Here is a 24,575-nt window from a genome sequence, read left to right as displayed (position 1 = left end):
CCAAAGGGGCGGGACAATGTTTGAACAACATAACGAAGGTACAGGCAGTGAATACGCAAGGATCTTCCGGCTGCTGTCGGCAGCCAAGGAGGAGGCTGAAAAGCTTCAGCTGCGTAATCTGATGCACCTGACGAACATGGCGCTGCTGCAGGTCGTCATCGATTGGGACGGCATAGATCCGGACAGGGAGCTAGACGTCAACCTCGAGAAACTGCTCGGCAGCAAGGCCAAGATCGCAATGAAGGACGCCAGCGAGAATCTGATCCTGATCGATCGCCATTGACCTTCATGCAGTCCGTTCGGAACGCGTGAAGGAGATCCGGCCTATTCGGCCGCTTCACCGTCCATTTGCTCGGTGTGGGCGATTGCCTGGACGAGCTTCAGGATCTTCTTGCGAAGCGCTTCGTTCTTGATCGAGAAGAACGCGGCGTTGAGAAGGACGCCCTCGCGCGAAATAACGAATTCCTCGCTGGGAGCGGGGTTGTCGTTGGCCGTATCAGGAGTGGACAGGTCGTCGAAGAACGTCCTGACGTCGACCTTCAGCGCGCCGGCGATTTCGACCAGCATGCTGGCGGAAACGCGGTTGGAGCCTTTTTCGTATTTTTGGATCTGCTGGAATGTCACGCCGACGCGATCGCCCAATTCGGTCTGCGAGACTTTCCGCAGCAGACGCTGTATGCGGATGGTCTTCCCGACGTGGACATCCACTGCGTGCGGTTCTTCTTTCATTTTATTTTCCCTCCTGAGGACACGGAGATGAGGTTATTCGCCATATCCGTGTCTGACAACTTTTACCTGAGTTACACAAAGCTAGCAATTGCCCGGCTGTAAGTCGTCCCAAACCGAAACATCACCTCGCTTCATATTAGCAGGAGCAAAAAGCATGCCAAAGTAGTACTTTTGGACGATACATCACCTGATTTTGGGATGTGGCGTCACCTACGGGAGAGAGGGCGGGCTACCCTTGATTCCAACCGCCGGCATGTTCCGGGATTACCACGCCCCGCGCCTGCAAAACTGCGCAAAAGAGGCTGCAATATTTTGAATTAATTATCCTTAAATCGATTGCGATTTGGCAGTTATGCGGTCGCAAGCGCAAAGTGTCGATCGAGCCTGCGCCCTTGTCGTCAGAATGGATATCCGATCCGTGTGGTAGCGGCTTCGACGGTCGGCAAGCGCCATGGAACCCGGAGGGCTGGATGCCGCGAGCTCGGCAAGTTCTTCGAAATATTGTTCGTGCCCAGGTGGAGAAACAGCCATCAGCACGCGTGCCGGCTTTCGTTGACGGGCTGCTCGAACGCGCCGTCGAACTCGATCCGGCCTATGCCCGGGCGCATGGCAACGCCGCGATGTGCCATCATTGCCTGTTCCTGCGCGCCGGCTTGCAGGATGCCGACCGTACCACTTCGATACACTATGCCGGCGCGGCCATCCTCCAAGGATGATGCTGCCGCCCTGACCCCGGCAAAAGCCGCGTCAGAGTGACCAGAGCCGTTGGGCATTGGCGAAGAGCAGCTTCGAACGTTCCGCCTCGCTGCTGCCGGAGAGCGCGGCATGGGTCGCCGCAACCCAGGTGGAAAGGCCGCCGCCGAGCGTGCAGACCGGCCAATCGCTGCCCCAGACGACCCGGTCCCAGCCGAAACTTGCAATGACATGGTCGATATAGGGCCGCAGCGTCTGCGCCGTCCACGTCTCGGCATCGGCATAGGCGACGACGCCCGAAATCTTGCAGATGACGTTCGGCCGCCGGGCGATCTCTGCTATGCCGGCCTTCCACGGCTGAAAGGCGTCCGAACGGATATCGGGCACGCCACAATGGTCGAGCACGAACTGCACATCCGGCGCAAGATCGACGAGGGCGGCGACGCGTCCGGCCTGATGCGGCAATGTGCAGAGGTCGAAGGTCAGACCGCTGCCGCCGATGCGCCTGATGTTTTCGCGAAACAGCGCGCCCTCCGAGACGTCGTCGGCCACGACATGCAGCACGCGACGAAATCCCTTGACGAAGGGATCGGCCTTCTGCCGCTCGAGATAGGCGGCAAAGCCCTGATCTTCCGGCCGGCAGGAGACGATGGCGCCGGCAATCAGGCTACCGGGCTTTTGGGCGATGTCGGCGATGTGGTCGGTCTCGGCCTGCATGGCGGCCGGATCGACATCGACTTCCATATGCAGCGCCGTGGTGATGCCGCAGCGGCGCGCTTCGGCTGCATAGGTCTCGTAGAGGAAATCCTGGTCGAGCGCAGGTACGCCGGAGAGCCAGGGATAGGGCAGCGCCGACCGATCGATGACATGCAGATGGGTGTCGATGAGCACGGGTTCCTCCAAAGCTGGCTTGCGGCAAGCTATCCCTGGTGAATGGATTGTTCAAATAGAAATTCGACAGCTCAGGCTGGGATGCTGACGTCGGCGCCGGCAAGCTGCGAGAGCTCGGCGGCGGTCTTTTGCACCAGCATGATCGTCTGCGTAATGTCGGGTGCCGACGGCGCATTGACGAGCGCGATGAACGGGCAGGTGAGGGCGGCAATACAGCGCCGATCCGGCCCGAGAACCGGCGCCGACAGATTGTAGACGCCGGAGGTCTGGGCGCTCGCCATCATCTCGTAGCCGCGCTCGCGGATCTGATCGAGGCGATCGTAGAATTCGGCGCCGAGTTCGATATCAGCGCGGTTGCGCACATGTTCCGATATCATCATCTCCCGCTCCTCATCACTGCGGAAGGCGAGCAGCACATGCCCCGAACCGGTGTCGAACAGGCTGATATGGGCGCCGATGCGGATCGAGAATCCCCAATAATCCGGCGCTTCCTGCTGGGCGATGACAACGGCGGCGCCGCGATCGAAGACGGCCAGGTGATTGGCCTGACGCGCGCGCTGGGCGAGATCGCGCATCAGCGGCGTGGCGTAGGAGGCAAGCCGGCGCACCGGCGCATGCAGCTGTGCAAGCCCGAAAAGCTTCAGCGTCAGCGAATAGCGATCGCCGTCCAGCCGGGTGACGTAGCCTCGACGCACCAAGCGGTCGAGCATGCGATAGAATTCGTTGGGGCTGCGGTCGAGCCGCTTGGCGATTTCCGCCTGCGTAAGGCCGCTGTCGACGCCGGCAAGTAGTTCCAGGATGTCGAGGCCCTTGTCGAGGGCCGGAGCGCGATAGCGGTCTGACTCGTCGGGCTCCATTCCATCCTCCTGTGAATATTATTCTGCATATACGCAGAACCGCGGCCGGAAAAGCAAAACTTCGTGCTTGACCCTCGGCCAATCGTCTGTTTGTCTATAAACAGACAAATTATTGCTGAAGACAACTGATCGACGGAAACGACGAGAAGCCGGCATCGTGCCTTGCCTCAGGCGGGCCGCAACGCGCAAAGAGGGAAAATGGCAGGCGCTGGCGGACAACCTATTCCATCTCAGCCCGGCCTTCGCCAAGATATGACTATACGCACCGCTCGCGCAGACAATTCCAGAAAAGGCCCGTGACATGACAAACAGACTTTCCGGCAAGACCGTTCTCATCACCGCCGCCGGCCAGGGCATCGGCCGGGCGACGGCGGCAGCCTTTGCCGCGACCGGCGCCAAGGTCCACGCCACCGACATCAACACCGACGCGCTGGCGACGCTCGCCGCCGAAACCGGCGTTTCCATCCATAAGCTGAACGTGCTCGACGAAGACGCGGTCCAAGCTCTGGTCGCCGAGATCGGCGCGGTCGACGTGCTGTTCAACTGCGCCGGCTTCGTCCATGCCGGATCGATCCTGGAGATGAAGGATGCCGATTTCGAATTCGCCCTCGACCTCAACGTCAAGGCGATGATCCGCACCATCCGCGCCGTACTGCCCGGCATGCTCGAGCGCAAGGACGGGGCGATCATCAACATGGCCTCCGTCGCCTCCAGCATCAAGGGCGTGCCGAACCGCTTCGCCTATGGCGTCACCAAGGCCGCCGTCATCGGCCTGACCAAATCCGTCGCCGCCGATTATGTCGCCGAAGGCATTCGCTGCAATGCCATTTGCCCGGGCACAGTGGAAAGCCCGTCGCTGCAGGACCGCATGCGCGCCGGCGGCGATTACGATGCGGCCCGCGCCGCCTTCATCGCCCGCCAGCCGATGGGCCGGCTCGGTTCGCCGGAAGAGATCGCCGATCTTGCCGTCTATCTCGCCGGCGCCACCTACACCTCGGGCCAGGCGATCGCCATCGACGGCGGCTGGACGATCTGACCCAGCGCAACGCGCTTTCGCCGATGAGGAGGCCGGCAGGCTGCCGGCCGATCCGGCCATTGCAATCGGGAGGAACAACATGACCCGCATCACCGACCTTCGCGTCTTCGATCTCCGCTTTCCCACCTCACAAAGCCTGGACGGGTCCGATGCGATGAACCCCGATCCGGATTATTCGGCCGCCTATGTCATTCTCGATACGGACGCGCCTGATCTTGCCGGCCACGGCCTGACCTTCACCATCGGCCGCGGCAACGACATTTGCTGCATGGCGATCGAGGCGATGCGCCATCTCATCGTCGGCGCCGAGCTTACCGACGTGCTCGCCCATCCCGGCAAGTTCTGGCGGCATCTGACCAGCGACAGCCAGTTGCGCTGGATCGGCCCGGAAAAGGGCGCCATCCATCTGGCGACCGGCGCCGTCGTCAATGCCGTCTGGGATCTGCTCGCCAAACAGGCCGGCAAACCGGTCTGGCGGCTCGTCGCCGAGATGTCGCCGGAAGAGATCGCCGATATCGTCGATTACCGCTATCTGACCGATGTGCTGACGCGCGCCGAAGCCGTCGAAATCCTGAAGCGCGCCGAGGCGGGCAAGGCCGAGCGCATCGCTCTGCTCGAAAAGGAGGGCTATGCCTGCTACACGACCTCGGCTGGCTGGCTCGGTTATGAGGACGAGAAATTGCGCCGCCTCTGCCAGGAGGCGATCGACGCCGGCTTCAACCACATCAAGATGAAGGTCGGCCGCGATCTGGAAGACGATATCCGCCGTCTGCGGATCGCCCGCGAGGTGATCGGCCCCGACCGTTACCTGATGATCGACGCCAACCAGGTCTGGGACGTCGGCCAGGCGATCGACTGGGTCAAGGCGCTCGCCTTTGCCAAGCCCTTTTTCATCGAGGAGCCCACCAGCCCCGATGACGTCGCCGGCCACCGCAAGATCCGCCAGGCGATCGCGCCGGTGAAGGTCGCGACCGGCGAGATGTGCCAGAACCGCATCATGTTCAAGCAGTTCATCGCCGAGGGCGCGATCGACATCGTCCAGATCGATTCCTGCCGCATGGGCGGGCTGAACGAGGTCCTGTCGGTGCTGCTGATCGCCGCCAAGTTCGGCCTGCCGGTCTGGCCGCATGCCGGCGGCGTCGGCCTCTGCGAATATGTGCAGCACCTGTCGATGATCGATTACGTCGCGGTGTCAGGCACCAAGGACGGCCGCGTCATCGAATATGTCGATCACCTGCACGAACATTTCCTCGACCCCTGCCGGATCGAGAACGCCGCCTACATGCCGCCTGTTCTGCCGGGCTTCTCCATCGAGATGAAACCGGCTTCGATCAGCAGCTATACATTTCGCGGCTAATGCGGCCTTGGGCGCCGCTATCCTTGTCGGCGCCCGCCGCCATATGCCTGAGCGCATTTGAGGGAAGGCAAGCCTGGTTGCCTTCCCTCGTCTTTACCGGCGCTTTTTACGCCAGGGCGCATTCTGCTGCCAGTCGCCGGCCATGATGCTCCCGTAGGGGATCACCTCGTCGACTACGTCGGCGAGACCGTAGTGTTCGATCTGCGCCCGCACGTTCGCAGCGCTCTTGTAGGCACTCGGCAGTTCCGACACATCGGCGAAACCAGAGAAGAACCGCGCGTCGAGACCGCTTGTTTCCTTCTCCAGAATAGCCGCGATGTTGTTCGGGCTCAGGCCTCGCGAATCCGCCCCATACTCCGCGGACAACTGCCTCATATGCGCGCTGCGCGAAAAGTTGCGGCCGGCGCCATGCGGCGAGAAGCCGAGGCCATGGGCAGCGTTCGAGCCGCGGACGATCAGGATCGGTTCCGCCATATTGAGCGGAATGATGGTCAGATCGGTCGCGTCATGCGCCCAGTTGTCGAAGGCAGGGGTGGCACCCTTTCCGTGGTAGAACAGCCCGTCCGACTTCCGGAAGACGAAATTATGCTCGTTCCAGAAGCGGTCCGCGACCTTGGCCGAGAGTTTTTCCGCCGCCATGTCGTGAAGGACATAGTGGTTTTCTTTCGTCCACTGGCGGATCGTCTGCAGCGCCGACCAGTAAAAGTCACCTTCCTCGGTATCTGCCGGAATCCAGGCATTTTCCCGATGCGTCTCGGGCGAAATGCGCTCCCGAAACCGGTTGGCGACCTTCATGCCCCTGTCGTAGAGCCGCGCCCCCGGTGCCCGCGATCCGTGGTGGGTCACAAGCGCGGTTTCGCCGGTCGATTTCATCGTTCCGACATAGGCGAAATGATTGCCGTCGCCCTGGGTGGCGAAATGCTCGATGCCAGCGCTCAGCGCCCCGTCGCGCAGATAGGGATTCTGCTCGAAGGCCGAAAGCGTCGCCTCGGAAGGCTTCAGCTGCGCACCGCGGGGCCGACCGCCGGGACCGAAATGCGTCACGGCGTGCACGGCATCCAGAAGCGACTTCGGATCCACGCCAGGAAAGATCGAGATCGCCATGGAGCAGCAGATATCGGCCGAGTGCATGCCGGGATGGATCGCTTCGGATGCCACCACGCCACCGACCGGGATCGTTCCGACCGGACCCGCCGGGCAGGCGTCCGGCATGATCGCCGCGGAACGGACAACCGGTGTCCGCACCAGCGCCCGCATCGTCGCGTTGACCTTCTCGACATTATCTTGCTCGAAGGCATTCTCGGCGCGGATGTTGGAATAGATCTCGATATCGTTATCGGCTTTCAAGGCAAGCGTCGGCCCGGGCTGGAAGGCCCTTGCCGCCTCCAGCGCATCGGTTGCCGAGCCACCCTGGCTCAAAACCGCGTTGGCCGCGTCGAGAGCCGGGCGAAACCACTTCCCCTGGCTCATGCCGGCATCGATCAAATCCTGTCCGCTCATTACCGCTATCATTGTCTTTTCTGCGTCTGCAGTCCTTCTTGTTCAGTTGCTTCTCTTCACACCGCCTGAGCGACGAGCATTGCCGGAGATCTATCTCACCGCACGCATTCCATGATCATGGCGCGATGCGGCCCCTGTAATCACCGGCGGCATTCGCCCAGGGCCTTACCATCGTCCCGGCGACGAGATTTGGCAGGACGGTTTACTGAGCTACGTGCTCCCTTCGGAAACACGGGATGATTTGAACATCCGACCTGCCCGCCGAAAATCCGACGGGCCGCTCTACCTGTAGTCCTGCCGGCATTCGCCGAGTTATTCCGTCCCCGTGAAACGGGTTAGTGCAGGCCATGCAGCCGCGACGAGGATGGACGAAACCGGATGGCCCCGCTCGTGCCAAAGAGCGTATGCCCAGGAGGAGTCGAACCTGCCAGACCATCCAACTTTGGCGGCTGTAGTTCCGTCCGGCATTCGCCGCTGCATTTGGCTATGGCGACAAGTGTTTAAGAAACTTCCCGCTACCAAAGGGGACGTTTAATCCCTCGCAGGGTTCGAACCTGCCGCGGCTATGTAGTTCCTTTTGCATTCGCCATGTCATTCCATTCGTCCGTGACGACGAGGTGTGGTGAAACGTCCTGCTCTATCCGCTGAGCTACGGGTCCATGAACTGGAGGACCCGACGGGATTCGAACCCGCGACCTGGAGATTAACGATCTGTAGTTTCATCCGGCATTCGTCACGGCTCCCCGCGCCGGTCACGGCGGCGCGGGGGTATTGCTTCCTATGAGCCCGTCAGAGCTCGATTGCTTCGATGGCTTTCACCCAGCCATCCGCTCCTTTGCTATTGGCCGCGAAAGCCATGATCACTCCATAGACGGCATCCGAGAAGCCACCGATGTTGAGCACGTCTTCCCGCGTCGGCGCCTGCGTCGTGGCGTGGGGCTGGATGTCGAGGCAGACCAGCTTTGCAGCCGGGTTGACCCGTTTGATCCTGGCCCATTCCGTCATCACTGCCGTCGGCTTTCCGCTGCCGCGCGCATCCACCCAGGACTCATTGTCCGAGATGAACACCACGAGATCGACCTTGGCCCTCTCTTTTGCCAGCATCTTCAGCGGTGCGGAGCAGTTGGTTCCGCCGCCACCGATTTTCGCCAGCTTACCGGCATTGGTCATCACCGAATCCCGCTTGTTGAGGCTGACGCGCACCACGTCATTCTCGAACGGCAGCACCCGCGCCTTCGGGTTGCGCTGCAGGAACGCCGCAGTCATCAGACCGGCGACGTCGATGCAACGAACCGAGGACGTCGCGCCCTTCCGGTAACCGGTCACGGGCGAGCCCATGGAACCCGACACGTCGGGGCAGAGCACGACATTGCCCATCGGGGACGGCACATTGGCGATGGCGATATCCATCGCGTCCTGAAGTGCATCCCGCACGACATCCGGAACTTGGCCGTCGACCATCTTCCACGCCATCATCAACTGATAGGGGAAGACCTTTGCCTTGCGGATTTCCTCCGGATCGGCAAGCCGCGCCGCCAGCGCCTCGGCAAAACCCTCGATCTCGAACACGCCGTTGCGTGCAAAGGTGTTGAGGTTCTGCCGCACCATCTGCCAGCCGCCCTTGCGGGCGATCTCGACCCAATGCTCCCGCGTCAGCGGCAGCGAGGTCAGCATCTGGAACGGCACATCAGGCACCGGCATCGTCTGGTCACGTCGGAACGCTTCCAATGCCTTGACGAGCTCCGGCAGGGCCGCGTAGTCGTGCGGCTTGCCGATCGCCCAGGCATAGAGCGCCTTGCGCTCCTCCGTTGCCGGCTTCGGATGCACCATGCGGATGACGTCGGCGAGCGAAGGATCGTTTCCGACCATCGCACGCAGGATCTGCTCGGTGCTCGCCCGTTCGAGCCACGCCTGCACCATCTTCTTCGGGCGTGTGCCGAGCGACTTTCGACCCGTGGCGCCAGAGCGCATGATCTGCACGAAGCCGCGCAGCATCTTGCCGCTCTTCACCACGCGCGGGAACGCACGGGCGAAGGCGTCGCACTGAAGGCCGGAGAGCATGGCGAGCAGCGTCACCGGCATGTCCTTCATGTGACCCTTTTCAGCGGCGTAAACAGCCAGCTTGGCGAGAAATTCCGGGTCGACCTGAAGGGCAAGCGCCTTTACCGCGTCAAGCTGCTCGGCTCCTTCAGCATAGAAGGTGCCGTTGAACGTGCCGGTCACAGCATATTGCGCCAGCGCCTCGCGCGGCGTCAGCCGGTAGGCAGGGGCCGCTTCATGATTTTTTGTGTCCGTTCCCGGAAGCAGTTTTCCGAGGTAGGTTTTGAAGATCGCCTTGTTGACCATGACAGCCCCTCTTGTGTGGTTCGTGCCAGATACCTTTCAAGACGCGTGCCAGTTTGGAGAAAAGAACACCTCCCGCCTGCATTTTTATTTTATCTGTTTGTTTTTAAATATTAAATTTTTTCTGAGCCTTCACGCACAATCATGAATTGCGAAAATCCACATCCCGATTATATTATCGAAAACTATATAGCTTTATAATTCTGGATAAGTCATGAAGCGCCGTGTTGCCATCAGCATATTGGGAACCACCCTGGACGCAGGGAAATGGGAAAATCGCTGGAGCCGCTGGCGCCCCAATGTCGCGCTCTGCCAGCAACCGGGCCTGTTCATCGACCAGCTGGAGCTGATCCTCGACAACCACTCGCAAGCTCTCTGTCACCGTATCGTTGCCGACATCGAAACCGTGGCGCCGGCAACGGAGGTGCGGAGCAACATCATCAACTTCCGGGACCCCTGGGATTTTTCGGAGGTCTATACGCACCTCAGGGACTTTGCCCGCAACTACAACTTCGACCCCGAAACGGAAGACTATCTCGTCAACATCACCACCGGCACCCATGTCGCACAGATCTGCTGGTTCCTGCTGACCGAAGCCCGCATCATTCCCGGCCAGCTGCTGCAGCTCTCGCCGCCGCGCGACCGCGAGCCGGAACAGGATTTCGCCGGCACGCATCGGATCATCGACCTCGACCTTTCCCGCTATGACGAGATCGCCAAGCGCTTCGCCTCCGAGCGCGAAGACGCCGCCTCCTTCCTGAAATCGGGGATTTCGACCCGCAGCGCCGCCTTCAACAGAATGATCGACGAGATCGAGAGGGTGGTGATCCGCTCGACCGCGCCCGTTCTCCTGACCGGGCCGACCGGTGCCGGCAAGTCGCAGCTCGCCCGCAGGATCTACGAGCTGAAGAAGAGCCAGCGCAAGGTCAGCGGTCCGTTCATCGAGGTCAACTGCGCGACCCTGCGCGGCGACCAGGCCATGTCCACCCTGTTCGGCCATGTGAAAGGCGCGTTTACGGGCGCCGCCGGCGAGCGTGCCGGCTTGCTCAAGTCCGCCGACAAAGGCGTGCTGTTCCTCGACGAGATTGGCGAACTCGGCCTTGATGAACAGGCCATGTGCCTGCGCGCGATCGAGGAGAAGAAGTTCCTGCCCGTGGGCGCTGATCGGGAGGCGTCCGCGGACTTCCAACTGCTTGCCGGCACCAATCGCGATCTTGGCGAGGACGTCCGCAAGGGCAGGTTCCGCGAAGATCTCTATGCCCGCCTGAACCTCTGGACATTCCAGCTGCCGGCCCTGCGCGAGCGCAAGGAGGACATAGAACCCAATCTCGACTTCGAGCTCCGGCGCTATCTGGAACGAGAGGGCGAAAATGTTACGTTCAACAAGGAAGCACGCGACCGCTACCTGAGTTTCGCAACCGGCTCACAAGCCGTCTGGAGCGCCAACTTTCGCGATCTCTCGGCGTCGGTGACCCGTATGGCGACCCTCGCGCCGCATGGGCGCATCACGACCGACGTCGTTGACGATGAAGTCCGACGGTTGAATGCGTTTTGGCGCAGCTCAAGTGACGACGGCAGGGTGGATCTGATCATTGAAGACGTGCTGGGTGCGGAAGCTGCTGCGCGCCTCGATCGCTTCGACGCAGCCCAGCTTGCCACTGTTCTCCACACCTGCCGTCAATATGCCACGGCAAGTGCTGCGGGCAGAGCCCTGTTTGCGATCACGCGACTGGAGAAAAAGAGCAGCAACGACGCCGATCGCCTGAGTAAATATCTCGCGCGCTTCAGCCTCAGATTCGAGGACATTAGGAAAGCCGGATAAAGGCTTGTGGTAACCGGTGTTCTACTCCCACGTTGCCCTGTCTGGGCTAATCTGAGATCGGCCATGGACGAGCAACGGGAGTTTCTCCATGGAGAGTACATTGGAGGTTTTCACGACCAGGAAGTCTGGGCGTGAGGTTCACCTATAGAACGTCTTCTGGAGCAAAGCACACGTTCCACTGATGCCGCTATTTAACGCATTATTGCTTCAATGTCACAGCCGAAGGAACCTCTCAGCCGAGGCCTTCTCCAATCCTGCATTCACGCCAGAGCTACTGTACGCTGCAAATCTACGATGTTGCCTCATCAATCACACGCCCCATGGCATATGACGGCTGGTAACCTGGCAACACGTTGCCAGTGGGTCTGATGGAACGCATCAACGCGTCTCGGAACCTGCCGACGATTGCACCTGCTTTTCGCAAGCCAAAAACGTAAGGACCCACGTCAGCAGGCAGTGAATTGAGCGACAATCCCAACTCTTTATCGGAAAGATGGGCGACAGATGCTGCCAGTTCAGCGACCTTCCTTTCCATCGCCGCGTATTCCTTCGTCAGGAGGAGTACGATGTTGTCAAAATCGCTCCAAAACTCTTCCGGCAAATCACGACGAATCGCGGCCATGTCGTCCCCGGCGGCCATTGCTTCCCAGATTGCCAATGGCGTGCAGCGTGAGATCAACGCATGGATACGACGGTACTCGGAGCCTTTGAGTTTGAGGCGCAAGCCATTTGTGAATCTAACGACAAATCCCTCGTTGTCGCGTGGGAGCGTTGCAGTATGGAGCATCATGTCCGCCATATTCCCGAACTCATGGCGTTCGGCCGCACGCCATCCCAACGCTTGGCTGGTCGTTCGAACCTCGTCGTAGGTTACTTCAAGACCTGAAGCGTGGTAGGCCGCCAACATCACCATGGCGGGCTCCGCATATCGCACGACAATTCTGTTTTCCGGATATACCGCCTCGAACAGATATGTCGTATCCGGCGACAGACCGGAGAGATCGTGGGCATCCAAGCGTGCTTGAGCCCATAGGGCCTGTTCGGAGTCGAACGCGCCTTTGGTGGCTGCGTGCCAACGGCCAGCATCATTGAACACGATTATCAGACTACCATCGAGCTTTTCGAACGCCTCAAACGGCAGATCGGGTACTTCGCCATGCCGCTCGTCGACATTGAAAAACTTCGGAAACGGCGTGGCAACGACCCGACCAGCGCCCTCGTCCACAATGAGACCGCGAGCGATCAGCGAAAACTGATCCCAACCATCCTCATATACGCATCGGGGGGTATAGATGTAGAGCTGCAAAGTACCGGTTGCGTTCTGACGGCGATGGACATGGCCGAGCCCTTGGGCTCGCTTCAAGCCAGCGATAAGGTCGGGAAACGGGATTTGGCGTGCAGGGTGTATCGGGTCGTTCATCTTTTCACAGCACCCTCTTTTATCGCCTTCAGAATTAATTTTGGCCGAATTTATCAATTGTTCAGCCGTTCCACGCCGTCAAACGCGATTTACTAATAGATTTGATTGTCCGCTCTGATGGATGCAACGCCATTGGGTTCGGACCCAACGCAGCCTTTGCCAATGATTTCGCTACTGGCGTTCGCGATCCCCGCGTCGAAGCGTGAATCCGATTCGAGATAACGGTTCGATCAATCATGCTCAAAGAATTTATCTCGCGGCATTATCTAGGCTGCCACAAGGTGTGATTGGGGCACCGCTTACCATCTGCTCCATCGTCAGTCCCTAAAAATTTCGCCGCCATCCTCTCCGCTGTAGCGAATTCTCGTGTTGGCTCGACGGTCAACGGCTGCGTGCCACCGCGCCGGAAAGTTGAACCTTCCAGCTATTTCGCTCAATCGTCGATGTTTGTGCCGGCACGGCCCTCACGCTCCTTCCTTTTCAGCGCTCGCCGCCATATGCCTGAGTTCGTCCCAGAGGCTTTCGGCGAAGCTGCGCAGAACGGTGAGTTCGAAGCTGTCATCGCCGGTGCGGACGATCTGTACGGAGATGTGACCCATCATGGTCATCGCCGAACTGCCTTCCGGGAAAACGGCGGGATCGAGATCGATGGCGGTGCCTTTTGAGAGAAGCAGCCGCGAGGAGCGGCCGGAAACGCCGATGCGCACGCGCCCGTGGCTCTGGTCCATGACGAAGGCTTTTCCCGCGAGCGCCGCCGCAAGAGCGTCGAGACCGGCGGGCGGAAGCGGTTCGTCGCCGGCGACGAACCATTGGCGGAAGCCGGCCTTGCGGATCGAACTGTTCGTCAGGCCGGCCTTGACCAGTTCGGCGGCAAGTGCCGCAGGCTCGATCGTGCCGAGTACGTGCAGCAGGTGACCCTCCGGCAAGGCTTCCAGCCGGATGCCGGCCTCTGAGATATCGGCATATGCTGCCCCGGCGAGAACCGGTCTGTGCTGCGGGAGATCAAGCATGGAGCTTCTCGTTTTCAGGATCGATGAAGACGGGATGGCAGAGCACCGCATCGGTGAATTCGTTGTGCAGGCCGTTCCAGACCGTCACCTTCTCACCGATGCGCTCCGGCCCACGCCGGACCAGGGCCAGACCGATCTTATGGCCGAGCGTCGGCGAAAAGGCGCTTGAGGTGACGTAGCCCTGGTCGTTTTCGAGCGTCGCCGCAGCGCCTTCGGCAAGGATATGCGAGCCGGTGCGGAAGCCGCTTGCCGGGTTGAGCGGCTTGACGCCGACGAGGCGCGGGCGATCTGGATCCTGCAGGCCTTCGCGGGCGAGCATCGCCTTGCCGATAAAATCCGGCTTGGTCGATGACACCATGCGGCCAAAACCGAGATCGCCCGGGGTGACCGTGCCGTTGATCTCGGCGTGGGTGACATGGCCCTTTTCGATGCGCAGGACGCCGAGCGCTTCGGCGCCGTAAGCGCAGATGCCGTGTTTTTCCCCGGCCGCCATGATCGCATCGGCAACGCTCTCGCCGTAGCCGGCCGGCACGGCCAATTCGTAGGCGAGTTCGCCGGAGAAGGAGATGCGGAAGAGCCGGCTTTCGAGACGGCCGCCGAACAGGGACACCTTGCGGGCGCTCATGAACGGGAAGGCAGCATCGGAGATATCCTCGTCGACGATCTCGGAAAGGATGGCGCGGGATTTCGGCCCGGCAATGGCCATCTGCGCCCATTGATCGGTCGAGGAGGCGAAGCAGACGTCGAGCTCCGGCCACAGCGTCTGGGCGCAGAATTCGAGATGGGTGAGCACGCCGGCGGCAAGCGCCGTCGTCGTCGTCATGAAGAAATGCTCGTCGCTGAAGCGGCTGGTAGTGCCGTCGTCATAGATGAAGCCGTCCTCGCGCAGCATGATGCCGTAACGCGCCTTGCCGACGGCAAGCTTGGCGAAGCCGTTGCAATAGACCCGGTCGAGGAAGGTGGCGGCATCGCGACCGAAGATTTCGATCTTGCCGAGGGTGGAGACGTCGCAGAGGCCGGCATTTTTGCGGATATTCAGCACTTCGCGATCGACGCTATCGCGCCATGTCGCCTCACCTGTGCGCGGAAACCAGGAGGAACGGTACCAGAGGCCGGTTTCGACGAAGACGGCGCCGTTCTTTTTCGCCCAGCCGTGCAGCGGCGATTTGCGCGCCGGCTGGAAATCCTTACCGCGCGATGCCCCGGTCAGAGCGCCGAAGGAGACCGGCGTATAGAAGGGCCGGAAGGTCGTCGTTCCCACCTCGGCGGGCGACACGCCGCGCGCCTCGGCGAGGATGCCGATGGCGTTGATGTTGGAAAGCTTGCCCTGGTCGGTCGCCATGCCGCTGGTGGTATAACGCTTGGCAAGCTCGACATGGCCGTAGCCTTCGCGCACCGCGAGGCCGAGATCCTTGAGATGCACGTCGTTCTGATAATCGACGAAAGCCTTGCCCTTCGAGCCCTTGACGGACCAGAGCGGCTTTGAGCCTCGAACCGCTTCCGGCGCAGCAGCAAAGGCCGGTTCCGCGGCTGCGAAACCGATCGCCTTCAGGGCGGCGGCCGCCTTTGCGGCTCCATCACCCAGACAGGCCGTGATTTCCTGGAGGCCTGCGGCCGAGCCGGCAACGGCAAGACCGTCTTGCGCGGCCGGCGCCAGAAACGCCGCCGCCTCGTCCGACCATTGCGGCTTTGCGCCGCGATGGCAGGCAAGGTGGATGACCGGGCTCCAGCCGCCCGACATGGCAAGCGCATCGGCTTCGATACGGCGGGTGCCGCCAGCGGTTTCGACGCTGACGCCGCGCAGGTGTTGGCCGCCATGGGCATCGACCACCCGGGCGCCCTTCAATACCTCGGCACGCCCCTGCCAGCCCTTGCCCGCATCCGCGCGGCTGTCGACGATCGCCGCAACGGAGAGGCCGGCGGCTTCAAGATCGGCGGCAGTGCGGTAACCGGCATCGTTGGTGGTAAAGATCACCGTGCGCTTGCCGGGTGCGACTGCCTGCCGGTTGAAATAGCTGCGCATGGCGCCTGCCATCATCACGCCGGGAATGTCGTTGCCGCCGAAGACCAGAGGCCGCTCCTCAGCTCCAGTCGCCAGGATCGCCTGGCGGGCGACGATGCGCCACAAGCGTTCGACCGGGCGGTCCGGATCGGGCAGCGCCGCATGTTTCTGCACACGTTCGACGGCGCCGAAGACATTGTCGTCGTACCAGCCGAAGACGGTCAGGCGCGGCAGGCGGCGGACATTTGCCAGCACCTCGAGTTCGCTCAGCAGCTCGGCGATAAAAGCGTCCGCCGGCTTGCCCTCGATCGGGCCGCTTTCGGACAGCAGACTGCCGCCGAGCTCGGGGCCTTCATCGGCAAGGATGACGCGGGCCCCGGCGCGGCCGGCGGTGAGTGCTGCGGCAAGACCGGCCGGGCCGGCGCCGATCACCAGCAGATCGCAATGCGCCCAGCATTTCTCATAGGCATCGGGATCGGCCTCGTAGGAGGCTCTGCCGAGGCCCGCCGCCTTGCGGATCACCGGCTCGTAGAGCTTTTCCCAGAGGGCCGCCGGCCACATGAAGGTCTTGTAGTAGAAACCGGCGCTGAGGAAAGGCGAGAGCAGGCTGTTGACGGCGCCGACATCGAAACCGAGCGAAGGCCAGCGGTTCTGGCTCTTCGCCGTCAGCCCATGGTAAAGCTCGATCATCGTCGCGCGCGTATTCGGTTCGGTGCGCCCGCCGCTGCCTGTGGTCACCAGCGCGTTCGGTTCGGCGGCTCCCGCCGTCAGGATGCCGCGCGGGCGGTGATATTTAAAGCTGCGGCCGACGAGCTGGATGCCGTTGGCCAGCAGCGCCGAGGCGAGCGTATCACCCGGATGGCCTTCCAGCGCCTTGCCGTCGAAACTGAAGCCGAGTGTCATGGCGCGGTCGATGCGACCGCCGGAGGAAAGACGGAAGCTCGTCATGCCGGTTCTCCGCCGAGCTTTGAAAGGGCGGCATCCCTGACGCCATGGACCTTATGAGTAACGGTATCGCGTTCGACGATCAGCCAGCGGCGGCATCCGGAGGAATGATGCCAAAATTCACTATGCCGGCCGCGCGGATTGTCGCGCAGATAGACATAGTCGAACCAGGCATCCGCGCTGGCGTCCGGCGCCGGCCGGGCAAGGCTCGCATCGCCGCGAATCGAGAATTCCTCCTTTGGCCGGGCGCCGCAATGGGGACAGGAAATCAGGCTCGCCATGTTGAGTGTCCTCAGTGCAGATTGGGCTGGGCGCCAACGCCCTTTTCGTCGATCGGATAGCCGCGGGCGAAACGGTCGAGCCGGAAGGCGCGGGCCGTCTGATGCGGCGTGTTGCGGGCGATCAGATGGGCGTAGCAGAAGCCGGAGGCGGGTGTGGCCTTGAAGCCGCCGTAACACCAGCCGGCGTTGAGATAGAGATTGTCGATATGGGTGCGGTCGATGATTGGCGAGCCATCCATGCTCATGTCCATGACCCCGCCCCAGGAGCGCAGGAAGCGCACCCGCGACAGCGACGGGATCATCGCCACGCCGGCTTCGGCGACATGCTCGACGGTCGCCAGATTGCCGCGTTGCGCGTAGGAATTATAGCCGTCGATATCGCCGCCGAAGACGAGGCCGCCCTTGTCGGACTGGGACACATAGAAATGCCCGGCGCCGAAGGTGACGACATTGTCGATGAACGGTTTCAGCCCTTCGGAGACGAAGGCCTGCAGCACATGGCTTTCGATCGGCAGGCGGAGGCCCGCCATATCGGCGACGGTGGTGGAATTGCCGGCCGCCGCCAGCGCCAGCTTGCCGCAGCCGATGAAGCCCCTGCTGGTCTCGACGCCGGTCACCTCACCGTTTTCTGTGCGGATGCCTGTCACTTCGCACTGGGTGATGATGTCGACGCCGCGGCTGTCGGCGCCGCGCGCATAACCCCAGGCGACCGCATCATGGCGCACCGTGCCGCCGCGCGGATGGAACAGGCCGCCCATGATGGGGAAACGGGCATTGTCGAAATCGAGGAAGGGTAGCTTTTTGCGCACCGCCCGCCGGTCGAGAAGCTCGGCGTCGACGCCGTGCAGCCGCATGGCGTTGCCGCGGCGCGTATAGGCGTCGCGCTGCGCATCGGAGTGGAAGAGGTTGAGCACGCCGCGCTGCGAGACCATGGCGTTGAAGTTGAAATCCTGCTCCAGCCCTTCCCAAAGCTTCATCGACAGCTCGTAGAAGGGATTGTTGCCGGCAAGCAGGTAGTTCGAGCGGATGATCGTCGTGTTCCGGCCGATATTGCCGGAGCCGAGATAACCCTTTTCGAGGACGGCGACGTTGGTGACGCCGAATTCCTTGGCGAGATAATAGGCGGTGGCAAGACCGTGACCGCCGCCGCCGACGATGACGACGTCGTAATGCGGCTTCGGCGCGGGGTCGCGCCAGGCGGGCGCCCAGCTTTTATTGCCGCGAAGGCCGTTGAGGAAAATCGAAAGAGCGGAATAGCGCATGGGTCAATCCGAATGGAACGTCCGCATGATGCCAGAAAGGCGACGCGCGACTTGCGCAATAGGGACATCAATGGTTAGAAAAGAGACATGTCCTCACCCGATAGCAGAAATGTCCAGGAGATCGGCTTCATCCTGATCCCGGGATTTGCGCTGATGTCCTATGCCTCGGCGACCGAGCCGCTCAGGGCGGCCAATCTTCTGGCTGGGCGAGAAATCTATCGCCTGTCGATCTTCTCGCCGGATGGCGCGCCGGTGCTCTCCTCCTCGGGCGTGCCCGTGCCGGCCGAACCTCTTCCGGCCAGGGGCTCCGATCTCGGCACGGCCTTCGTCTGCGCCGGCGGCTCGCCGCGGGACTGGCGTTATCCCGGCGTCCTTGCCTGCCTGCGGCAGCTGGCGCGCGAAGGTGTGAGGATCGGCGGCATTTCAGGCGGTCCCTTTCTGATGGCGGCGGCTGGGTTGCTTGCCGGCCGCGACTTCACCATCCATTGGGAACATGCGGCCGCGCTTCTCGAAGCCTTCCCGGATCTTTCGCCGCGCCAGGCGCGCTTCATGATCGACGGCAACCGCATCACGTGTGGCGGCGGTATTGCGCCGCTCGACATGATGCATGTGCTGATTGCCGAGCGCATGGGGCCGGATTTCGCCCGCCGCGTCAGCGACTGGTATCTTCATACCGAGGTCAACGAGCCCGCCGCACCGCAGCGCGCCTCGCTCGCCGAGCGCTACGGCGTCCACCATCCCGGCCTGCTCAGCGTTCTCGAACGCATGGAGGAGACGATCGAAATGCCGCTCGGCCGCGCCGCCATGGCGCGCATCGCCGGTGTTTCCGCCCGCCATCTCGACCGGCTGTTCGCAGCCCATCTCGGAACCACCTTCCTCGATCAATATCACAGGATCCGGCTGCAGCACGCCCAGCGCCTGCTGAAACAGAGCCCGCTTTCCGTCTCGGAGATCGCTGTGGCCACCGGCTTTTCCAGTCTCAGCCATTTTTCCCGGATGTTCCGCGCCCTCTATGGCGTCGCGCCGCGGCAGGCGCGGCGGGATTAAGTTTCTTCATGGTTGAGGAACTTTCACCAGGGCGATAGGTTGGCAACGGGACAAAAAGCAGGCGGCGGGACATTCATGACAACCAAGCGTGAAACGGCAGAACAACCGGACCATGGCACACGTGCGCCCCTTTCCCAGGATCCGCACGCTGTTCGGGAGCCGAAGGAAAACAACCTGGAAATGGCGATCGGCCATGAGGTGCGGGCCTATCGCAAGAAACTCGGCATCACCGTCACCGATCTCGCCGCCGCGACCGGCATTTCGCTCGGCATGCTGTCGAAGATCGAGAACGGCAACATCTCGCCGTCGCTGACGACGCTGCAATCGCTGTCGCGGGCGCTTGGCGTGCCGATGACCGCTTTCTTCCGCCGTTTTGAGGAACCGCGCAATGCCGTCTTCGTCAAGGCGGGGCAGGGCATCGAGCTCGAACGCCGCGGCACACGCGCCGGCCACCAGTATAATCTGCTCGGCCATATCGACAACAATTCGAGCGGAGTCATCGTCGAGCCTTACCTCATCACGCTGACGGCCGATTCCGACATCTTCCCGACCTTCCAGCACGAGGGCATGGAGTTTCTCTACATGCTCGAAGGCGAGGTGGTCTATCGCCACGGCGACCAGCTTTTCCAGATGCAGCCGGGCGACAGCCTGTTCTTCGACGCCGATGCGCCGCATGGGCCGGAGCAGCTGGTGAAACTGCCGAGCCGGTATCTCTCGATCATCAGCTATCCCCAACAAGTCACCAGAGGCTGATGTTGCCTTAAAAGAAAAATTTATTCCTCCCAGTTGAAGACCGCAAACAGAGCTGTTACTCCTTTCGCAACATGAACGGAGGCACGCGCTATGTGCGGCATTGTTGGACTGTTCCTCAAGGACAAGAGCCTTGAACCCCAGCTGGGAAATCTGCTCTCGGATATGCTGATCACCATGACGGATCGCGGCCCGGATTCCGCCGGCATCGCGATCTATGGCGGAACGGCTGAGGGCAAAGCGAAAATCACCATTCAGTCCGCCAATCCGGGCGCGGACTTCGAAGGCCTTGCCGGCGACCTCGATAAGGCCGGCATTAGAGCCGAGGTCTCGGTCAAGAGCACGCATGCGGTCATCGAGCTCGCAGCCTCGAAGCTCGGCGCCGTGCGCAAGGCGCTTGAAGAAATCCGCCCGGCGGTCCGTCTGATGGGATCGGGCGAGAGCGTCGAAATCTACAAGGAAATCGGTCTTCCCAAAGACGTCGTGGCGCGCTTCGGCGTGCGTGCGATGAGCGGCACCCACGGCATCGGCCATACCCGCATGGCCACGGAATCCGCCGTCACCACGCTCGGCGCCCATCCGTTCTCGACCGGCGCCGACCAATGCCTGGTGCACAACGGCTCGCTCTCCAACCACAACAATCTGCGCCGCGAACTCATCCGCGAAGGCATGAGCTTCGAGACGCAGAACGATTCCGAAGTCGCCGCCGCCTATCTGACGGCCGAGATGGCCAAGGGCAAGGATCTCGGCCAGGCGCTGACCGGTGCGCTCGACGATCTCGACGGCTTCTTCACCTTCGTCGTCGGCACCAAGTCCGGCTTCGGCGTGGTGCGCGATCCGATCGCCTGCAAGCCCGCCGTCATGGCCGAGACCGAGCAATATGTCGCCTTCGGCTCGGAATACCGCGCGCTGGTCAACCTTCCCGGCATCGAGAATGCCCGCGTCTGGGAGCCGGAGCCGGCAACCGTTTACTTCTGGGATCACGACAAGGCCGCCTGAGGGGCGCCTGAAAGCAGGAGCCGGCCGAGACCGTCTCCCCCGACCAATGAGGACCCAATGCCCACATTCGATCTTTCCAACACCCCTCTTCGCGAGCTGAACAGCGCGCTGCACGCCCTTTCCAAGGGCGCCAACGACACCGAATTCGAAGTCCTCAACCCGCGCGGCAGCCATGCCGTCGCCGTCGGCATCGACAGCCCCGTCACGGTCGCCGTCAGAGGCTCGGTCGGTTATTATTGCGCCGGCATGAATGACGGCGGCAGGGTGACGGTTCACGGGTCCGCCGGCCCGGGCGTTGCCGAAAACATGATGTCCGGCACCGTCGTCATCGAAGGCGACGCCAGCCAGTATGCCGGCGCCACCGGCCAAGGCGGCCTGCTCGTCATCAAGGGCAATGCGGCCTCGCGCTGCGGCATTTCGATGAAGGGCATCGACATCGTCGTGCATGGCAGCATCGGCCACATGTCGGCCTTCATGGGCCAGTCCGGCCATCTCGTCGTGCTCGGCGACGCCGGCGATGCGCTGGGGGATTCGCTCTACGAAGCCAAGCTTTTCGTCCGCGGCGAGGTCAAGAGCCTGGGCGCCGACTGCATCGAGAAAGAGATGCGGCCCGAGCATCTGGAGAAGCTTGCCGAACTGCTGGACAAGGCCGGGGTCACGGACGTCAGGCCCGAAGAGTTCAAGCGCTACGGCTCCGCCCGCAAACTCTACAATTTCAACATCGACAACGCCGACGCGTACTGAGGCGAGGGACCCCCATGAGCTACCACAACCCCTATACCCCGCCACGCAAGTCCGCGACCTTCGACGACTATACGCTCGCCGAAATCCGCCGCGCGGCTGCCACCGGCATCTATGACATCCGCGGCGCCGGCACCAAGCGCAAGGTTCCGCATTTCGACGACCTCTTGTTTCTCGGCGCCTCGATCTCGCGCTATCCGCTCGAAGGTTATCGCGAGAAGTGCGACACCACGGTGGTGCTCGGCTCGCGCTTCGCCAAGAAGCCGATCACGCTCAAGACGCCGATCACCATTGCCGGCATGAGCTTCGGCGCGCTGTCCGGCAATGCCAAGGAAGCGCTCGGCCGCGGCGCGACGATCGCAGGCACCTCGACCACAACGGGCGACGGCGGCATGACCGACGAGGAGCGCGGCCACTCGCAGACGCTGGTCTATCAGTACCTGCCGTCGCGCTACGGCATGAATCCTAAGGATTTGCGCCGCGCCGATGCCATCGAAGTCGTGGTCGGCCAGGGTGCCAAGCCCGGCGGCGGCGGCATGCTGCTCGGCCAGAAGATCTCCGACCGCGTCGCCAATATGCGCAACCTGCCGAAGGGCATCGACCAGCGCTCGGCCTGCCGCCATCCGGATTGGACCGGCCCCGACGATCTCGAAATCAAGATCATGGAGCTGCGCGAGATCACCGATTGGGAAAAGCCGATCTACGTCAAGGTCGGCGGCGCGCGTCCCTATTACGACACCGCGCTTGCCGTGAAGGCCGGCGCCGATGTCGTCGTGCTCGACGGCATGCAGGGCGGCACGGCGGCGACCCAGGACGTCTTCATCGAGAATGTCGGCATGCCGACGCTCGCCTGCATTCGTCCGGCCGTCCAGGCGCTGCAGGAGCTCGGCATGCATCGCAAGGTGCAGCTTATCGTTTCGGGCGGCATCCGCTCCGGCGCCGACGTTGCCAAGGCGCTGGCGCTCGGCGCCGACGCGGTGGCGATCGGCACGGCGGCACTCGTCGCCATCGGCGATAACGATCCGCACTGGGAAGAGGAATATCAGAAGCTCGGCACGACGGCCGGTGCCTATGACGATTGGCATGAAGGCAAGGATCCGGCCGGCATCACCACCCAGGACCCGGAACTCGCCAAGCGGCTCGACCCGGTCGCGGCCGGCCGCCGCCTTGCCAACTATTTGAAGGTGATGACGCTCGAGGCGCAGACCATCGCGCGTGCCTGCGGCAAGAACCACCTGCACAATCTCGAGCCGGAAGACCTCGTCGCACTGACGATCGAGGCCTCGGCCATGGCGCAAGTGCCGCTTGCCGGCACCAACTGGATCCCCGGCAAGACCGGCTTCTAAGAACACCCGGCCGGCCGCGTTTGGGAGGATGCGGCCGGCTTCATCATCAAGTGTCTAAGATCAACATAAGGGGACAAACGTGACACTCGACCTCTCGCAATACGCCGCCGAAAAAGGCATCAAATATTTCATGATCAGCTATACGGACCTATTCGGCGGCCAACGCGCCAAGCTGGTCCCGGCCGAAGCCATCGCCGATATGCAGAAGGATGGCGCAGGCTTTGCCGGCTTCGCAACCTGGCTCGATCTGACGCCCGCCCATCCCGATCTCTTCGCCGTTCCCGACGCCTCCTCCGTCATCCAGCTGCCCTGGAAGAAAGACGTCGCATGGGTTGCGGCCGACTGCGTCATGGACGATCGGCCTGTCGAACAAGCGCCGCGCGTGCTGCTGAAAAGACTGGTCGCTGAGGCTGGGAAAGAAGGGCTCAGGGTAAAAACCGGCGTCGAGCCCGAGTTCTTCCTCATCTCTGCCGATGGTTCTGTCATCTCGGATCAGTTCGATACCGCCGAAAAGCCCTGCTACGATCAGCAGGCGGTGATGCGGCGCTACGACGTCATCGCCGAAATCTGCGACTACATGCTCGAACTCGGCTGGAAGCCCTATCAGAACGACCACGAGGATGCCAATGGCCAGTTCGAGATGAACTGGGAATATGACGACGTTCTGAGGACGGCGGACAAGCACTCCTTCTTCAAGTTCATGGTCAAATCGGTCGCCGAGAAGCACGGGCTTCGCGCCACCTTCATGCCGAAGCCCTTCAAAGGCCTGACCGGAAACGGCTGCCATGCCCATATTTCGGTCTGGGACCTCGACGGCAAGGTCAACGCCTTCGCCGACAAGGAAATGGCGTTCGGCCTCTCTGCTCAGGGCAAGACCTTCCTCGGCGGCATCATGAAACATGCCTCGGCGCTTGCCGCGATCACCAATCCGACGGTCAATTCCTACAAGCGCATCAACGCGCCGCGCACGACTTCGGGCGCCACCTGGTCGCCGAACACCGTCACCTGGACCGGCAACAACCGCACCCATATGGTGCGCGTGCCGGGGCCGGGGCGCTTCGAGCTGCGCCTGCCGGACGGGGCGGTCAACCCGTATCTCCTGCAGGCGATCATCATCGCCGCCGGCCTCGACGGCATCCGCAGCCAGGCCGACCCCGGCCCGCACCACGATATTGACATGTATGCCGAGGGGCATCTGGTGAAGGACGCGCCGCGGCTGCCGCTCAACCTGCTCGATGCGCTTCGCGCCTACGATGCCGACGAGGGCTTGAAGGCGGCGATCGGATCGGAATTTTCCGCCGCCTACCTCAAGCTCAAACATCGGGAATGGAATGCCTATTGCTCGCATTTTACCGAGTGGGAGCGGATGAGCACGCTCGACATCTGAAGGACCGACAGACTCCTCAATGACCACCGACACGCCGGGGCTGACAAGCTTCGGCGTGTCGCATCCCCGGGCACCTGATCTGGCCAAGGAAGAGACAGCATGAAAAACGTCGTACTCACCGTATCCTGCAAATCGACGCGCGGCATCGTTGCGGCGA

General features: G+C 62.0%; 21 protein-coding genes. 11 read left to right on the top strand and 10 right to left on the bottom strand.

The genetic code is table 11. The annotated features are described in order from the left end of the window. Positions 1 to 16: 16 nt before the first annotated feature. Complete coding sequence (locus CO655_RS04075) at positions 17 to 283, top strand: hypothetical protein (protein WP_004668299.1); 267 nt, start codon at positions 17 to 19, stop codon at positions 281 to 283. A 41-nt stretch (positions 284 to 324) separates the two neighbouring features. Here the strand turns inward: CO655_RS04075 and CO655_RS04070 are convergent, their stop codons facing one another. Further along, positions 325 to 729, bottom strand: coding sequence for a helix-turn-helix transcriptional regulator (locus tag CO655_RS04070; RefSeq protein ID WP_004668301.1), 405 nt, complete (start codon positions 727 to 729; stop codon positions 325 to 327). A 470-nt stretch (positions 730 to 1,199) separates the two neighbouring features. Here CO655_RS04070 and CO655_RS34230 point away from each other — a divergent pair, with 470 nt between their 5' ends. Further along, complete coding sequence (locus tag CO655_RS34230; RefSeq protein WP_245423755.1) at positions 1,200 to 1,445, top strand: hypothetical protein; 246 nt, start codon at positions 1,200 to 1,202, stop codon at positions 1,443 to 1,445. A gap of 31 nt (positions 1,446 to 1,476) precedes the next feature. On the opposite strand, the gene CO655_RS04055 is transcribed toward CO655_RS34230, so the two are convergent. Both CO655_RS04055 and CO655_RS04050 read right to left on the bottom strand, forming a co-directional pair. Then, complete coding sequence (locus tag CO655_RS04055; protein ID WP_097663888.1) at positions 1,477 to 2,313, bottom strand: amidohydrolase; 837 nt, start codon at positions 2,311 to 2,313, stop codon at positions 1,477 to 1,479. Positions 2,314 to 2,384: 71 nt separating this feature from the next. Next, positions 2,385 to 3,170 (bottom strand): IclR family transcriptional regulator, encoded by a 786-nt coding sequence (locus CO655_RS04050; protein ID WP_097663887.1) that lies wholly within the window; start codon positions 3,168 to 3,170, stop codon positions 2,385 to 2,387. Positions 3,171 to 3,471: 301 nt separating this feature from the next. Between CO655_RS04050 and CO655_RS04045 the strand changes: the two genes are divergently transcribed. Further along, on the top strand, positions 3,472 to 4,206 hold the full coding sequence (locus CO655_RS04045) for an SDR family oxidoreductase (protein WP_097663886.1): 735 nt from the start codon (positions 3,472 to 3,474) through the stop codon (positions 4,204 to 4,206). Positions 4,207 to 4,285: 79 nt separating this feature from the next. Next, a complete protein-coding gene (locus tag CO655_RS04040; protein ID WP_097663885.1) occupies positions 4,286 to 5,563 on the top strand; it encodes an L-fuconate dehydratase in 1,278 nt (425 codons plus the stop codon). 93 nt (positions 5,564 to 5,656) lie between these two features. Here CO655_RS04040 and CO655_RS04035 read toward each other — a convergent pair whose 3' ends face one another. Together CO655_RS04035 and CO655_RS04030 are read right to left on the bottom strand one after the other, a co-directional pair. Further along, complete coding sequence (locus CO655_RS04035; protein WP_097663884.1) at positions 5,657 to 7,063, bottom strand: RtcB family protein; 1,407 nt, start codon at positions 7,061 to 7,063, stop codon at positions 5,657 to 5,659. A 789-nt stretch (positions 7,064 to 7,852) separates the two neighbouring features. Next, positions 7,853 to 9,409 carry an RNA-binding protein gene (locus CO655_RS04030; protein WP_097663883.1) on the bottom strand — a complete coding sequence of 519 codons (1,557 nt, stop codon included), beginning with the start codon at positions 9,407 to 9,409 and terminating at the stop codon, positions 7,853 to 7,855. Between the two features lie 211 nt (positions 9,410 to 9,620). Here CO655_RS04030 and rtcR point away from each other — a divergent pair, with 211 nt between their 5' ends. Then, positions 9,621 to 11,228 (top strand): RNA repair transcriptional activator RtcR, encoded by a 1,608-nt coding sequence (gene rtcR, locus CO655_RS04025; protein WP_097663882.1) that lies wholly within the window; start codon positions 9,621 to 9,623, stop codon positions 11,226 to 11,228. Between the two features lie 289 nt (positions 11,229 to 11,517). Here rtcR and CO655_RS04020 read toward each other — a convergent pair whose 3' ends face one another. From CO655_RS04020 to CO655_RS04000, 5 genes are all read right to left on the bottom strand, one after another. Beyond that, positions 11,518 to 12,648 (bottom strand): RNA ligase, encoded by a 1,131-nt coding sequence (locus tag CO655_RS04020; protein ID WP_097663881.1) that lies wholly within the window; start codon positions 12,646 to 12,648, stop codon positions 11,518 to 11,520. 464 nt (positions 12,649 to 13,112) lie between these two features. Continuing rightward, positions 13,113 to 13,658: a sarcosine oxidase subunit gamma family protein gene (locus CO655_RS04015; RefSeq protein ID WP_097663880.1), complete on the bottom strand. Its 546-nt coding sequence runs from the start codon at positions 13,656 to 13,658 to the stop codon at positions 13,113 to 13,115. After that, a complete protein-coding gene (locus CO655_RS04010; protein ID WP_097663879.1) occupies positions 13,651 to 16,608 on the bottom strand; it encodes a sarcosine oxidase subunit alpha family protein in 2,958 nt (985 codons plus the stop codon). Before CO655_RS04010 ends, CO655_RS04015 begins: the two co-directional genes overlap by 8 nt. After that, on the bottom strand, positions 16,605 to 16,886 hold the full coding sequence (locus CO655_RS04005) for a sarcosine oxidase subunit delta family protein (protein ID WP_010030606.1): 282 nt from the start codon (positions 16,884 to 16,886) through the stop codon (positions 16,605 to 16,607). Before CO655_RS04005 ends, CO655_RS04010 begins: the two co-directional genes overlap by 4 nt. An 11-nt stretch (positions 16,887 to 16,897) precedes the next feature. After that, complete coding sequence (locus CO655_RS04000; protein WP_097663878.1) at positions 16,898 to 18,148, bottom strand: sarcosine oxidase subunit beta family protein; 1,251 nt, start codon at positions 18,146 to 18,148, stop codon at positions 16,898 to 16,900. Positions 18,149 to 18,235: 87 nt separating this feature from the next. On the opposite strand from CO655_RS04000, the gene CO655_RS03995 reads away from it, so the two are divergent. The 6 genes from CO655_RS03995 to glnT all read left to right on the top strand — a co-directional run bounded on the left by CO655_RS03995 (position 18,236) and on the right by glnT (position 24,418). Beyond that, positions 18,236 to 19,195, top strand: a complete 960-nt coding sequence (locus CO655_RS03995) for a GlxA family transcriptional regulator (RefSeq protein ID WP_097663877.1) — start codon at positions 18,236 to 18,238, stop codon at positions 19,193 to 19,195. 75 nt (positions 19,196 to 19,270) lie between these two features. Next, positions 19,271 to 19,948: a helix-turn-helix domain-containing protein gene (locus CO655_RS03990; protein WP_097663876.1), complete on the top strand. Its 678-nt coding sequence runs from the start codon at positions 19,271 to 19,273 to the stop codon at positions 19,946 to 19,948. A gap of 90 nt (positions 19,949 to 20,038) precedes the next feature. Beyond that, positions 20,039 to 20,944: a glutamine amidotransferase family protein gene (locus tag CO655_RS03985; RefSeq protein WP_097606735.1), complete on the top strand. Its 906-nt coding sequence runs from the start codon at positions 20,039 to 20,041 to the stop codon at positions 20,942 to 20,944. 57 nt (positions 20,945 to 21,001) lie between these two features. Continuing rightward, a complete protein-coding gene (locus CO655_RS03980) occupies positions 21,002 to 21,688 on the top strand; it encodes a GXGXG domain-containing protein (RefSeq protein WP_010029131.1) in 687 nt (228 codons plus the stop codon). Between the two features lie 14 nt (positions 21,689 to 21,702). Next, positions 21,703 to 23,031, top strand: a complete 1,329-nt coding sequence (locus CO655_RS03975) for an FMN-binding glutamate synthase family protein (protein WP_097606736.1) — start codon at positions 21,703 to 21,705, stop codon at positions 23,029 to 23,031. A gap of 79 nt (positions 23,032 to 23,110) precedes the next feature. Continuing rightward, positions 23,111 to 24,418, top strand: a complete 1,308-nt coding sequence (gene glnT, locus CO655_RS03970; protein WP_097663875.1) for a type III glutamate--ammonia ligase — start codon at positions 23,111 to 23,113, stop codon at positions 24,416 to 24,418. Positions 24,419 to 24,575 lie beyond the last annotated feature (157 nt).

The sequence above is a fragment of the Rhizobium sp. M1 genome, assembly GCF_002531805.1.
GTDB classification, from domain to species: Bacteria; Pseudomonadota; Alphaproteobacteria; order Rhizobiales; family Rhizobiaceae; genus Rhizobium; species Rhizobium etli_C.
The sequence above is the reverse complement of the archived record's forward strand: the minus strand, read 5'-3'. Positions and strand labels throughout refer to the sequence as shown.